A 12,738-nucleotide genomic window follows, 5' to 3' on the forward strand; every position below is an offset into this window, starting at 1 on the left:
ATGACCCAGCCCATCCGTGCCGCACGGGGCAGCCAGCTCACCACCCGCGGGTGGCAGCAGGAGGCCGCCCTGCGGATGCTGATGAACAACCTCGACCCGGAGGTGGCCGAACGCCCCGACGACCTGGTCGTCTACGGCGGCACCGGCAAGGCTGCGCGGGACTGGCCGTCGTACCACGCGCTGGTCCGTACGCTGACCGACCTGCGCGAGGACGAGACGATGCTGGTGCAGTCGGGCCGCCCGGTCGGGGTCATGCGCACCCACGAGTGGGCGCCCCGGGTGCTGCTGGCCAACTCGAACCTGGTCGGTGACTGGGCGACCTGGCCGGAGTTCCGCCGCCTCGAACAGCTCGGCCTGACCATGTACGGGCAGATGACCGCCGGCTCGTGGATCTACATCGGCACCCAGGGCATCCTCCAGGGAACCTACGAGACGTTCGCGGCGGTGGCCGCCAAGAGGTTCGGAAGCACCCTGGCCGGCACGCTGACGCTGACCGCCGGCTGCGGCGGAATGGGCGGCGCGCAGCCCCTCGCGGTCACCATGAACGACGGCGTCTGCCTGATCGTGGACGTGGACCGCACCCGGCTCGACCGTCGCGTGCACGACCGCTACCTGGACGAGGTCGCCGACTCGCTGGACGACGCCGTCGCGCGGGTCCTCGCGGCGAAGCGGGACCGGCGGGCGTTGAGCGTGGGCGTCGTCGGCAATGCCGCCGAGGTCTTTCCCGAGCTGCTCAGCCGGGGCGTCGAGATCGACATCGTGACCGACCAGACCAGCGCGCACGACCCGCTGGCGTACCTGCCGGTGGGGGTCGAGCTGGCCGACGCCCGCGACTACGCCGCAGCGAAGCCGGCCGAGTTCACCGACCGGGCCCGAGCCTCGATGGCGAAGCACGTCGAGGCGATGGTCGGCTTCCTCGACGCCGGCGCCGAGGTGTTCGACTACGGCAACTCGATCCGGGGCGAGGCGCAGCTCGGCGGCTACCAGCGGGCCTTCGACTTCCCCGGTTTCGTGCCCGCGTACATCCGGCCGCTGTTCTGCGAGGGCAGGGGCCCGTTCCGGTGGGCGGCGCTCTCCGGCGACCCGGCCGACATCGCGGCCACCGACCGGGCCATCCTGGACCTGTTCCCGGAGAACGAGTCCCTCGCGCGGTGGATCAAGCTGGCCGGCGAGCGGGTCGCCTTCCAGGGCCTGCCGGCCCGGATCTGCTGGCTCGGTCAGGGCGAACGGGACCGGGCGGGTGTGCGGTTCAACGACATGGTCGCCTCCGGTGAACTCTCCGCTCCGGTGGTGATCGGCCGCGACCATCTGGACACCGGCAGCGTCGCGAGTCCGTACCGGGAGACCGAGGGGATGGCCGACGGCTCCGACGCGATCGCCGACTGGCCGCTGCTCAACGCGCTTGTCAACACGGCCAGCGGCGCGTCCTGGGTGTCGATCCACCACGGCGGTGGCGTCGGCATCGGGCGGTCGATCCACGCCGGGCAGGTCTGCGTGGCCGACGGCACCGCACTCGCGGGGCAGAAGATCGAGCGGGTGCTCACCAACGACCCGGCGATGGGCGTCATCCGACACGTCGACGCCGGCTACGACAGCGCCCGCGAGGTCGCCGAGCGCACCGGGGTCCGGGTGCCGATGGCCGAGGGTGGCAACTCGTGACGGACCACCTCGCCGGCCGGTTCCGGGCGCTGTGGGACGAGATCGCGCCGGTCGGACGGGACGCCGGCAGCGGCGGCTACCTGCGCTACGCGTTGACCGAGCCGGAGCAGGAGCTGCGGGCCTGGTTCCGTACGCAGGCGCAGCGGCGGGGCCTGCCGGTCACCGAGGACGGCAACGGCAACCTGTTCGCCCACTGGGGCGACCCCGAGGGCTCCGACGCGGTGCTGACCGGCAGCCACTTCGACTCGGTGCCGCACGGCGGGGCGTACGACGGGCCGCTCGGCATCGTCAGCGCGTTCCTGGCCGTGGACGAGCTACGCGCCGCCGGCGTCACCCCCGTCCGACCGCTGGTGCTGGGCGCGTTCGTCGAGGAGGAAGGCGCCCGTTTCGGCGTACCCTGTCTGGGGTCGCGGCTGCTCACCGGCGCGCTGGCGGCCGACCGCGCGGCCGGCCTGCGCGACGCGGCCGGGGTGAGCTTCGCCGACGCGCTCGGCGCCCGGCCGGCGGGCGCCCGACCGGAGCTGCTGGGCCGGTTCGCCGCCTTCGTGGAGCTGCACGTCGAGCAGGGCCGCGCGCTGATCGACACGGACGCGCCGGTCGGGGTGGCCAGCGCGATCTGGCCGCACGGCCGCTGGCGCTTCGACGTGGTCGGCGAGGGCAACCACGCGGGTACGACCCGAATGGCCGACCGCCGCGACCCGATGCTCACCTACGCGTTCACGGTGCTGGCGGCCAACAAGGAGGCCCGGCTGCGCGGCGCGCACGCCACAGTGGGCCGGGTCGCCGTCGAGCCCAACGCCACCAACGCCATTCCGTCGAAGGTGACCGGCTGGCTGGACGCCCGCGCCGCCGACCCGGAGACCCTGGCCGGGCTGGTCGACGCGGTCCGGGGCAAGCTCGCCGAGCGGGCCCGCCGCGACGGTACGGAGGTGACCGTCACCGAGGAGTCGGTGACCCCGCTGGTCGCCTTCGACGGCGGGCTGGCCGGACGCCTGGCCGCGCTGCTCGACGCGCCGGTGCTGCCGACCGGTGCGGGGCACGACGCCGGGGTGCTCGCCGCGCACCTGCCCACCGCGATGCTCTTCGTGCGCAACCCGACCGGGGTGTCGCACTCCCCCGCCGAGGCCGCGACCGACGACGACTGCGCCGCCGGAGTGTGCGCGCTGGCCCGCGTGCTGGAGGAGCTGACATGCCGCTGAGCCCGACCCGCTGGCTCGCCGAGTACGCCTGGCTGCCCAATCTCGCCCAGCCCACGCCCGACGTGCTCATCGAGACCGACGCAGGGGTGATCACCGGTGTGACCGCGTTGGCCGCGCCCGGTCGGCCGAGCGCCGGTGTGGACGTGTACGCCGACGCGGTGCCGCTGCCCGGCCTGACCCTGCCCGGCCTCGCGAACGTGCACTCGCACGCCTTCCACCGGGCCCTGCGCGGGCGTACCCACGGCGGCCGGGGCGACTTCTTCAGCTGGCGGGACCGGATGTACGCGGTGGCGGACCGGCTGGACCCGGACACCTACCTGGCGCTGGCCCGCGCCGTCTACGCCGAGATGGCCCTCGCGGGGATCACCTGCGTCGGCGAGTTCCACTACCTGCACCACCGACCCGACGGCGGCGCGTACGACGACCCGAACGCGATGGGCGCGGCCCTGGTCGAGGCCGCCGCGCACGCCGGCATCCGGCTCACCCTGCTGGACGCCTGCTACCTGACCGCCGGAGTGGACGGCCGGCCGCTCGCGGGGCCGCAGCGGCGCTTCGGCGACGGCGACGCGGCCCGCTGGGCGCAGCGGGTGTCGGCGTTCCAGCCGGCGGACTCGCACGCCCGGGTGGGCGCGGCCGTGCACTCGGTGCGGGCGGTTCCGGCCGAGCAGTTGCGCGCGGTCGCCGACTGGGCCCGGGAGCGGCGCGCACCGCTGCACGTACACCTCTCCGAGCAGCCCGCCGAGAACGACGAGTGCCGGGCCGTGCACGGGCGTACGCCCACCGCGCTGCTCGCCCAGCACGGCGTGCTCGGGCCGGACACCACCGCCGTGCACGCCACCCACCCGACCAGCGGCGACCTGACGCTGCTCGCCGACAGCCGGACCGGGGTGTGCCTCTGCCCCACCACCGAACGCGACCTCGCCGACGGCATCGGCCCGGCCCGACGGATGGCCGACGCGGGGATCCGGCTGAGCCTGGGCAGCGACAGCCACGCCGTGATCGACCTGTTCGAGGAGGCCCGGGCGGTGGAGCTGGACGAGCGGCTGCGCACCCGCCGCCGCGGCCACTTCACGCCGACGGGCCTGCTGACCATGGCGACCGCCGCCGGGCACGCGGCGCTGGGCTGGGCCGACGCCGGGCGGATCGCCGTGGGCGCCCGCGCCGACCTGGTCACGGTACGACTCGACAGCGCCCGCACCGCCGGGGTGCCGCCGGTGGGGACGTTCTTCGCGACCGGGGCGGCCGACGTCGACCAGGTCGTGGTGGACGGCCGCGTGGTGGTGGCCGAGGGCCGGCACCTGAGCGTCGACGTGCCGGCCGAATTGTCGGCGTCGATCGAGGCGGTGATCCCACAGTGAGCGCTCTGCTTGTCGACAACATCGGCGAACTGGTCACCAACGGCGTCGGCGAGGGCCCGCTGGGCATCCGCCGCAAGGCGGCCGTGCTGGTCGAGGAGGGCCGGGTCGCCTGGGTCGGGCCGGCCGCGTACGCGCCGGCCGCCGACCGGCGGATCGACGCCGGTGGCGCCGCCGTGCTGCCCGGCTTCGTGGACAGCCACGCGCACCTGGTCTTCGCCGGGGACCGCGCCGCCGAGTTCGCCGCCCGGATGGCCGGCGAGCCCTACACCGGCGGCGGCATCCGGACCACTGTCGGCGCGACCCGGGCCGCCACCGACGACGAGCTGCGGGCCATCGTGCGCCGGCTGCGCGGGGAGGCGCTGCGCCAGGGCACCACGACCATCGAGATCAAGAGTGGGTACGGGCTGACCGTCGCCGACGAGGCCCGCTCGCTGCGGATCGCCGCCGAGTTCACCGAGGACACCACCTTCCTCGGCGCGCACGTGGTCCCCGCCGAGTACGCCGACCGCCCCGACGACTACGTCGGACTGGTCTGCGGGCCGATGCTGGCCGCCGCCGCGCCGCACGCGAAGTGGATCGACGTCTTCTGCGAGCGGGGCGCCTTCGACGTGGACCACGCCCGCGCCATCCTGGCCTGCGGGCAGGCCGCCGGGCTGGGCGTACGGCTGCACGCCAACCAGCTCGGCCCCGGGCCGGGCGTGCAGCTCGGCGTGGAGCTGGACGCGGCAAGCGTGGACCACTGCACCCACCTGTCCGACGCCGACATCGACGCGCTCGCCGGCACGGCCCACAGCGACGGGTCGGGCACCCGCACTGTCGCCACCCTGCTGCCCGGCGCCGAATTCTCCACCCGCTCGCCGTACCCGGACGCCCGCCGGCTGCTCGACGCCGGAGTCACCGTGGCCCTGGCGACGGACTGCAACCCCGGCTCGTCGTACACCTCGTCGATGCCGTTCTGCATCGCCCTGGCCGTCCGGGAGATGCGGATGACCCCGGCGGAGGCGCTGTGGGCGGCGACCGCCGGCGGCGCCCAGGCGCTGCGGCGCGACGACGTCGGCGTGCTCACCCCCGGCGCACGGGCCGACCTGGTCGTCCTGGCCGCGCCGTCGTACCTGCACCTGGCCTACCGGCCCGGTGTCCCCCTGATCCACCAGGTAATACGCAACGGAGTTCCACAGTGACGACCGTGATCATTCAACCCACCGGTATCACCGCCGACGACGTCCTCGCGGTCGCGCGCGGCACCGCGACGGTGACCCTCGACCCGGCCACCCGCGACGCGATGGCGACCAGCCGCGCGATCGTGGACGGGATCGAGGCCGCCGGGCGGCCCGTGTACGGCGTGTCGACCGGGTTCGGCGCGCTCGCCAACACGTTCGTCGCGCCGGAGCGGCGGGCCGAGCTGCAACACGCGCTGATTCGCTCGCACGCCGCCGGGGTGGGCGCCCCGATGCCGCGCGAGGTGGTCCGGGCCATGATGCTGCTGCGGGTACGCTCGCTCGCCCTGGGCCGCTCCGGCGTCCGCCCGCTGATCGCCGAGGCGCTCGTCGACCTGCTCAACCACGACATCACCCCGTGGGTGCCCGAGCACGGTTCGCTGGGCGCCTCCGGCGACCTCGCGCCGTTGGCGCACTGCGCGTTGGTGCTGCTCGGTGAGGGCTGGGTGCTCGGCCCGGCCGGCAAGCGGCAGGACGCCGCCGCGGCGTTGACCGCCGCCGGGCTCAAGCCGATCGAGCTGGCCGCCAAGGAAGGGCTGGCGCTGATCAACGGCACCGACGGCATGCTCGGCATGCTGCTGCTGGCCATCCACGACGCGGCGCACCTGTTCGCCATGGCGGACGTGACCGCCGCGCTGGCCATCGAGGCGATGCTCGGCTCGGAGCGGCCGTTCCTGCCCGAGCTGCACGCCATCCGTCCGCATCCCGGACAGGCGGCGTCGGCAGCGAACATCCACCGGCTGTTGCAGGACTCCCGCGTCATGGACTCGCACCGCGACGACCTGGCGCACGCCGTGCAGGACGCGTACTCGATGCGCTGCGCGCCGCAGGTGGCCGGCGCGGCCCGGGACACCCTGGACTTCGTCCGCACGGTCGCGGCCCGGGAACTGGTGTCGGTCGTGGACAACCCGGTGGTGCTGCCCGACGGCCGGGTCGAGTCCACCGGAAACTTCCACGGTGCGCCGCTGGGCTTCGCCGCCGACTTCCTCGCCATCGCCGCCGCCGAGGTGGGCGCGATCGCCGAGCGGCGGGTGGACCGGCTGCTGGACGTCACCCGCTCCCGGGAACTGCCCGCGTTCCTCTCCCCCGACGCCGGCGTCAACTCCGGCCTGATGATCGCCCAGTACACGGCGGCCGGGATCGTCGCGGAGAACCGTCGGCTCGCCGCCCCTGCCTCGGTGGACTCGCTGCCGACCAGCGGCATGCAGGAGGACCACGTCTCGATGGGCTGGGCGGCGGCCAAGAAGCTGCGGACCGTGCTGGACAATCTCACCAGCCTGCTCGCCGTCGAGTTGCTGGCCGGCGTACGCGGGCTGCAACTGCGCGCGCCGCTGGTGCCGTCGCCGGCCGGCCGGGCCGCCGTGGTCGCCCTGGGCACGGCGGCTGGCGAACCCGGCCCGGACGTGTTCCTCGCTCCGGTGCTGGAGGCCGCCCGCGCGGTGCTGGCCGGGCCGGAGCTGCGCGCCGCCATCGAACGGGAGGTCGGCCCGCTGGGCTGACCTTCGCGGGTCGCTGTCGTCCGCCGCGGGTCAGGCGGCGGGCGGCAGCACCTCCGGCGACGGTCAGGCGGCGGGCGGCAGCACCTTCGCGACGAGCTTGGCCAGCTCCCGCAGCGCCTTGCCCCGGTGGCTGACCGCGTCCTTCTCCTGCGGGGTCAGCTCGGCGTTGGTCCGGTCCTGCCCGTCGCCGAGGAAGATCGGGTCGTAGCCGAACCCGCCGTCGCCGCGCGGCGCGCGCAGCACCCGACCGGACTGCCGGCCGTCGACCAGGTGCTCCTTGCCGCCGGGCAGCACCAGCGCCACCGTGCAGACGAAGGACGCGGCCCGGTGCTCGTCCGGCACGTCGGCGATCTGGTCGAGCACCAGGCGGAGGTTGGCCCCGTCGTCGCCGTGCTTACCGGACCAGCGGGCGCTGAACACGCCCGGCATTCCGTTCAGCGCGTCCACGGCGAGCCCGGAGTCGTCGGCGATCGTCGGCAGCCCCGTCCGCCGGCAGCCCTCCCGCGCCTTGATCAGCGCGTTCTCGCCAAAGGTGAGGCCGGTCTCCGGCAGCTCCGGGTACTCGTCGACGTCGTCGAGGCCCAGCAGGGCGATCCGGTGCGCGCCGAGCGCGCCGTCCAGGATCCGCTGAAGCTCCACCAGCTTCTTACGGTTACGGGTGGCCAGCAGGACCTTGTTCATGCGGAATCACCTTCGTTCGCGACTGCGGGGCTCGCAAGCTCACTCCTCGCGCTCACGCGAGTGCCTTGCGCTGGGCTTCGGCCAGATCCGCGCACCCGGCCACGGCCAGGTCGAGCAGGCTGTCGAGCTGGTCGCGGGCGAACACGCCCGCCTCGCCGGTGCCCTGCACCTCGACGAAGTCGCCCGCGCCGGTGCACACCACGTTCATGTCCACCTCGGCGGCCACGTCCTCCTCGTAGCAGAGGTCCAGTCGCGCCTCGCCGGCGATGATCCCGACGCTGACCGCCGCCACCGACCGGTGCATCACCTTCTCCGGCTTGCCGGCGAGGGCCTTGCGGGCGGCCAGCCAGCCCACCGCGTCGTGCAGCGCCACGTACGCGCCGGTGATCGCGGCGGTGCGCGTGCCGCCGTCGGCCTGGAGCACGTCGCAGTCGAGCACGATCGAGTTCTCGCCGAGCGCCTTGAGGTCGATGCTGGCGCGCAGGCTGCGCCCGATCAGGCGGGAGATCTCGTGCGTGCGGCCACCGACGCGGCCCTTGACGCTCTCCCGGTCCGAGCGGGTGTTGGTGGCCCGGGGCAGCATCGCGTACTCGGCGGTCACCCAGCCGAGCCCGGAGCCCTTGCGCCAGCGGGGCACGCCCTCGGTGACGCTCGCCGTGCAGAGCACCCGGGTGTCGCCGAACTCGACGAGCACCGAGCCCTCCGGATGGGTGCTCCAGCCCCGGGTCAGGGTCACCGGTCGGAGTTGTGAGGGCTCTCGCCCGTCAGGTCGCGCCATGCCCTGCACCCTATGCGGTGCGGCGATCCGCCTCCCCCGGGGTGTCCCGAGCAGCGTGCGCGTCGTGCACCCGCAGGAATCCGGCGACCGCCGCCGGCCAGCCGAATTCCTCTGCCCGAGCCCGGGCTGCGCGCCGCCGGGCCGCCTCCGGCCGGGCCACCAGGCGGATCACGGCCTCGGCCATCGACGCCCCGGAGCCGTACGCGGCCAGCCCGGCCGAGCCGACCACCTCGGGCAACGCGCTCGCGGCGTTCACCACCACCGGGGTGCCGCAGGCCAGCGCCTCCAACCCGGCGAGGCCGAAGGTCTCCACCGGGCCGGGCGCCAGCACCACGTCGGCGCTGGCGAGCAGCGCGGCCACCGTGGCGCGGTCGGGCAGGTATCCGGTGAACGTGACCGGCAGGCCGGCGGCCCGGCGGGCCAGCGACGCGCGCAACGGGCCGTCCCCGGCCAGCACCAGCACCGCCGGCACGCCGGCCCGGCGCAGCTCGGCGAGGGCTTCGACCGCCAGCTCCGGCCGCTTCTCCGGAGACAACCGGGCGCAGTGTACGAGCAGCAGTTCGGTCGAATCGGCGTAGCGCTCACGCATCCCCGGGTCGGCCCGGTCCGGTCCGAAGGTGTCCAGGTCCACCCCGAGTGGCACGAGATCCACGTTGTCGGCGCCGATGCGATCGAACTCCTCGGCCGCCCACCGGGTCGTGCACACGATCCGGTCGTACGCCCGGCTGGTGGCCCGGTTGAGCCGGTCGGCGATCGGCCGCCGCAGCACGTCCGGCACACCCCACTGGCCGAGCAGCCCGGTCAGCGACTCGTGCGAGACCATCACCGACGGCACCCCGTGCGCCTTCGCCCAGTCCCCCGTCCAACGCAGCGACGACCGGTCGGACACCTCCAGCCGGTCCGGCGCCAGCTCGGCGAGCACCCGGGCCAGCCGCTGCCGGCCGGTCAGCAGCCGGTAGCCGCCGGTGCCGGGCAGTTCCACGCCGGGCAGGGTCACCACCCGACCCCACGGGTGCCACTCGTGGGCGTCGCGTCGACCGGGCACCACAAGCACCGGATCGTGCCCCGCCGCGCGGTATCCCTCGCCGAGGTGGCGCAGCGCGGTGCGCAGGCCACCGGAGCGCGCGGTCACGAAGTTCGCGAGCCGGACGATCCGCAGCCCGCCGGCCGTCCCCGTCACGACGCGGCCGATAGGCCCACGGTGGCCGCCTGGGCGCGTACCGCGCGGTAGTGCCCGACCAGCTCGTCGCCGACGGCCGCCCAACTGCGCCGGCGGACCGCGGCGCGGGCGGCCACCCCGTACGCCCGCCGCCGGTCGGCGTCCCCGGCCAGCTCGGCCACCGCGGCGGCGAGGGCGTCCCCGTCGTTCGGCGGGACCAGCAGCCCGGTCGTTCCCGAGTCGACCAGATCGACAGGCCCGCCACTGGCCGGCGCGACCACGGGCACCCCGGAGGCCAGCGCCTCCTGGAGGGTCTGGCCGAACGTCTCGTGCGGCCCGGTGTGCACGAACACGTCCAGGCTGGCGTACAGCCGGGCCAGGTCCTCGCCGTGCTGCACCCCCAGGAAGTCCACCCCCGGCAGCGCCCGCGCCAGTTGGCGGCGGGCGGGGCCGTCACCGGCCACCACGACCCGCACGCCCTGCAGCCGGGACGTCGCCGCCAGCAGCTCCACCCGCTTCTCCGGGGCCAGCCGGCCGACGTAGCCGACCAGCAGCTCCCCACCGGGGGCCAGCCGACGCCGCAGGTCCGTGCACCGCTTGGCCGGGTCGAACCGGACGGCGTCCACGCCCCGGCCCCACAGCCAGATCCGCTGCACCCCGTTGGCGATCAGGTCGGCGGCCGCCCGGGTCGACGGCGCGAGGGTCCGCTGCGCCAGGTTGTGGATCTCCCGGAGCCGCCGCCACGCGGCGGCCTCACCCCAACTCACCCGGTACGCCCTCGCGTAGGCCGCCACGTCGGTCTGGTAGACCGCCACCATGGGCAGCCCGTACCGGCTGGCGAGGGTGGCCGCGCGGGCCCCGAGGATGAACGGGCTGGCCAGGTGCACCACGTCGGGCGCGGCCGACAGCAACGCCCCCGCCAGCCGGTTGGTGGTCGGCACGCCCAGCCGGAAGCCCTGGTAGCGGGGCAACGGCACGCTCGGGATACGCACCACCGGATAGGGCAGCCCCTCGATGTCCCGCCGCGCCGCCCCGGGCGGTGCGGGCGCGATGACGACCGGCTCGTGGCCCCGGGCCAGCAGGTGCTCCGCCGTGCGCACCACGGAGTGCGCGACGCCGTTCACGTCCGGCGGGAACGACTCGGTCACGATGGCGATCCGCATGTCCACACCGTGCGGGTGCCACGGGTGCGCCAGGCGACCGGCCGCTGACCGGCCGGCGAACAGTACGGCACAACACCGCCGCGCGGCGGTCAGATGTCGTAGCTGGCGCCGGCCCGGACCACCTCGAGCGGCCCGGTGTACGCGGCGGCAGCCGACTCCAACGTGTGCGCCTCACTGCCCCACGCCGCGACCAGGTGGGTGAGCAGCAGCCGGCCCACCACCGCCTTGGTCGCCGTCTCGCCCGCCTCCCGGCCGGTCAGGTGCAGGTCCGGAGGATTGTCCACGCCGTCGAGGTAGCTGGCCTCGCACAGGAACACGTCGGCGTTCTGCGCCAGGCGCAGCAACGCGTCGCAGGGCGCGGTGTCCGACGAGTAGCACAGCGACCGGCCGCCGTGCTCCAACCGCACGCCGTACGTCTCGACGGGGTGGTTGACCCGGTCGACGGTGACGGTGAACGGCCCGATCGGGAAGGTGCCCGGCTGCAACGCGTAGAACTGGTAGACGTCCTCCACCGTGCCGTCGTCGCCGTACGCGGCGCTGAGCCGGTCCGGTGCGCCGGAGGGCGCGTACACCGGCAACGGCGGGTAGGGACCGTCCGGGGCGTACCGGCGGACCACCACGTACGACACGGCGTCGAGGATGTGGTCACAGTGCAGGTGGGTCAGCAGGATCGCGTCGGGGGCGTGCAGCCCGACGTAGCGCTGGAGGCTGGACAGCGACCCCGAGCCGAAGTCGACCAGGAGGCGGAAGCCGTCCGCCTCGACGAGATAGGCGGAGCACGGCGACTCGGGGCCGGGGAAGCTACCGGCACACCCCAGGACAGTCAGTCGCATCGGGTCGTCTCACTGTCACTGTCAGTAGCATCCATGCCGGCGGTCGTCCCGGCCATGATCTCTACCGACGCGTACGCCACGCTGCGCAGCCTACGCTGGGGTGCCCGAGGACAAGAATCATCCGTTGGAAGTTGTCACGAACGTGACACCCGCTCACAGCGGCACGGGCGACGAACGGGCCACCGACGCGTACGCCGATGGCCCGTTCGCGCAAGACCCCTGCGGTCAGGCCCAGAGCTGACCCTCCAGCGCGTCCTCGGCATCCGCGAGGGTGCCGCCGTACGCGCCGGTGGACAGGTACTTCCAACCGCCGTCGCAGACGACGAACGCCACATCGGCCCGCCGGCCGTCGCGGACCGCCTCGTGCGCCACCGCGAGCGCGGCGTGCAGGATCGCGCCGGTGGAGAAACCGGCGAAGATGCCCTCCACCTCGACGAGCTGACGGGTCCGCAGCACCGCGTCCCGGGTGCCGACCGAGAAGCGCCGGGACAGCACCGAGGCGTCGTACAGCTCCGGCACGTACCCCTCGTCGATGTTGCGCAGGCCGTAGACCAGCTCGCCGTAGCGCGGCTCGGCCGCCACGACCTGGATGCCCTCGACCTTCTCGCGCAGGTAGCGCCCGGTGCCCATCAGGGTGCCGGTGGTGCCCAACCCGGCCACGAAGTGCGTGATGGTGGGCAGGTCGTGCAGCAGCTCCGGACCGGTCGTCTCGTAGTGCGCCCGCGCGTTGGCCTCGTTGCCGTACTGGTAGAGCATCACCCAGTCCGGGTGCTCGGCGGCGATCTGCTTGGCCGTCGCGACGGCCTGGTTGGAGCCGCCCGCCGCCTCCGAGAAGATGATCTCCGCCCCGTACATGCGGAGCAGCTGGACCCGCTCGGTGGAGACGTTCTCGGGCATCACGCAGACCAGCCGGTACCCGCGCAGCTTGGCCACCATGGCCAGCGAGATGCCGGTGTTGCCGCTGGTCGGCTCCAGGATGGTGTCACCCGCCCGGAGTCGGCCGGCCTCCTCCGCCGCGCGGACCATGAACAGCGCCGCGCGGTCCTTGATGCTGCCCGTCGGGTTCCGGTCCTCCAGCTTCGCCCAGAGCCGCACCGGCGGTGCGCCATCGGGCACCGTCGGAGAGAGCCGGGGCAGACCGACGAGCGGCGTGCCCCCAGAGGCGTCGAGCAGGCTGTCGTACCGCGCCATG

The 12,738-nt window shown here is 74.4% G+C and carries 11 protein-coding genes; 5 read left to right on the forward strand and 6 right to left on the reverse strand.

The window, feature by feature from the left end:
* The 5 genes from hutU to hutH are packed head-to-tail and all read left to right on the forward strand — an operon-like array spanning position 1 to position 6,932.
* Positions 1 to 1,659 carry a urocanate hydratase gene (gene hutU, locus ACGGAQ_RS00675; protein ID WP_393043325.1) on the forward strand — a complete coding sequence of 553 codons (1,659 nt, stop codon included), beginning with the start codon at positions 1 to 3 and terminating at the stop codon, positions 1,657 to 1,659.
* Entirely contained in the window at positions 1,656 to 2,858 is a 1,203-nt protein-coding gene (locus ACGGAQ_RS00680; RefSeq protein WP_393043327.1) for an allantoate amidohydrolase, read from the forward strand. The genes hutU and ACGGAQ_RS00680 overlap by 4 nt, the downstream gene beginning before the upstream one ends.
* A complete protein-coding gene (locus ACGGAQ_RS00685; protein ID WP_393043328.1) occupies positions 2,849 to 4,216 on the forward strand; it encodes a formimidoylglutamate deiminase in 1,368 nt (455 codons plus the stop codon). Before ACGGAQ_RS00680 ends, ACGGAQ_RS00685 begins: the two co-directional genes overlap by 10 nt.
* Positions 4,213 to 5,397 (forward strand): imidazolonepropionase, encoded by a 1,185-nt coding sequence (hutI, locus tag ACGGAQ_RS00690; protein WP_393043330.1) that lies wholly within the window; start codon positions 4,213 to 4,215, stop codon positions 5,395 to 5,397. Before ACGGAQ_RS00685 ends, hutI begins: the two co-directional genes overlap by 4 nt.
* A complete protein-coding gene (gene hutH / locus ACGGAQ_RS00695) occupies positions 5,394 to 6,932 on the forward strand; it encodes a histidine ammonia-lyase (protein ID WP_393043332.1) in 1,539 nt (512 codons plus the stop codon). The genes hutI and hutH overlap by 4 nt, the downstream gene beginning before the upstream one ends.
* Positions 6,933 to 6,995: 63 nt before the next feature.
* Here the strand turns inward: hutH and rdgB are convergent, their stop codons facing one another.
* The 6 genes from rdgB to ACGGAQ_RS00725 form a co-directional block, all read right to left on the reverse strand.
* Complete coding sequence (rdgB, locus tag ACGGAQ_RS00700) at positions 6,996 to 7,613, reverse strand: RdgB/HAM1 family non-canonical purine NTP pyrophosphatase (RefSeq protein ID WP_393043334.1); 618 nt, start codon at positions 7,611 to 7,613, stop codon at positions 6,996 to 6,998.
* A gap of 52 nt (positions 7,614 to 7,665) precedes the next feature.
* Complete coding sequence (rph, locus tag ACGGAQ_RS00705) at positions 7,666 to 8,391, reverse strand: ribonuclease PH (RefSeq protein ID WP_393043336.1); 726 nt, start codon at positions 8,389 to 8,391, stop codon at positions 7,666 to 7,668.
* Between the two features lie 10 nt (positions 8,392 to 8,401).
* Positions 8,402 to 9,571, reverse strand: a complete 1,170-nt coding sequence (locus tag ACGGAQ_RS00710) for a glycosyltransferase (protein WP_393043338.1) — start codon at positions 9,569 to 9,571, stop codon at positions 8,402 to 8,404.
* Complete coding sequence (locus ACGGAQ_RS00715) at positions 9,568 to 10,713, reverse strand: glycosyltransferase family 4 protein (protein WP_393043340.1); 1,146 nt, start codon at positions 10,711 to 10,713, stop codon at positions 9,568 to 9,570. Before ACGGAQ_RS00715 ends, ACGGAQ_RS00710 begins: the two co-directional genes overlap by 4 nt.
* A gap of 89 nt (positions 10,714 to 10,802) precedes the next feature.
* The gene (locus ACGGAQ_RS00720) at positions 10,803 to 11,546 is read right to left on the reverse strand and encodes an MBL fold metallo-hydrolase (RefSeq protein ID WP_354855133.1); all 744 of its coding nucleotides are present in this window, start codon (positions 11,544 to 11,546) and stop codon (positions 10,803 to 10,805) included.
* Between the two features lie 225 nt (positions 11,547 to 11,771).
* Entirely contained in the window at positions 11,772 to 12,737 is a 966-nt protein-coding gene (locus tag ACGGAQ_RS00725) for a PLP-dependent cysteine synthase family protein (protein WP_393043342.1), read from the reverse strand.
* Between the last annotated feature and the right edge of the window lies 1 nt (position 12,738).

The sequence above is a fragment of the Micromonospora sp. NPDC047557 genome, from assembly GCF_043205095.1.
GTDB lineage: Bacteria > Actinomycetota > Actinomycetes > Mycobacteriales > Micromonosporaceae > Micromonospora.

Bases quoted from the DNA above. Each gene is read 5' to 3' on its own strand.
- hutU (WP_393043325.1), top strand. From the start codon at position 1: ATGACCCAGCCCATCCGTGCCGCACGGGGCAGCCAGCTCACCACCCGC.
- ACGGAQ_RS00685 (WP_393043328.1), top strand. From the start codon at position 2,849: ATGCCGCTGAGCCCGACCCGCTGGCTCGCCGAGTACGCCTGGCTGCCC.
- rdgB (WP_393043334.1), bottom strand. From the start codon at position 7,613: ATGAACAAGGTCCTGCTGGCCACCCGTAACCGTAAGAAGCTGGTGGAG.
- rph (WP_393043336.1), bottom strand. From the start codon at position 8,391: ATGGCGCGACCTGACGGGCGAGAGCCCTCACAACTCCGACCGGTGACC.
- ACGGAQ_RS00715 (WP_393043340.1), bottom strand. From the start codon at position 10,713: ATGCGGATCGCCATCGTGACCGAGTCGTTCCCGCCGGACGTGAACGGC.
- ACGGAQ_RS00720 (WP_354855133.1), bottom strand. From the start codon at position 11,546: ATGCGACTGACTGTCCTGGGGTGTGCCGGTAGCTTCCCCGGCCCCGAG.
- ACGGAQ_RS00725 (WP_393043342.1), bottom strand. From the start codon at position 12,737: ATGGCGCGGTACGACAGCCTGCTCGACGCCTCTGGGGGCACGCCGCTC.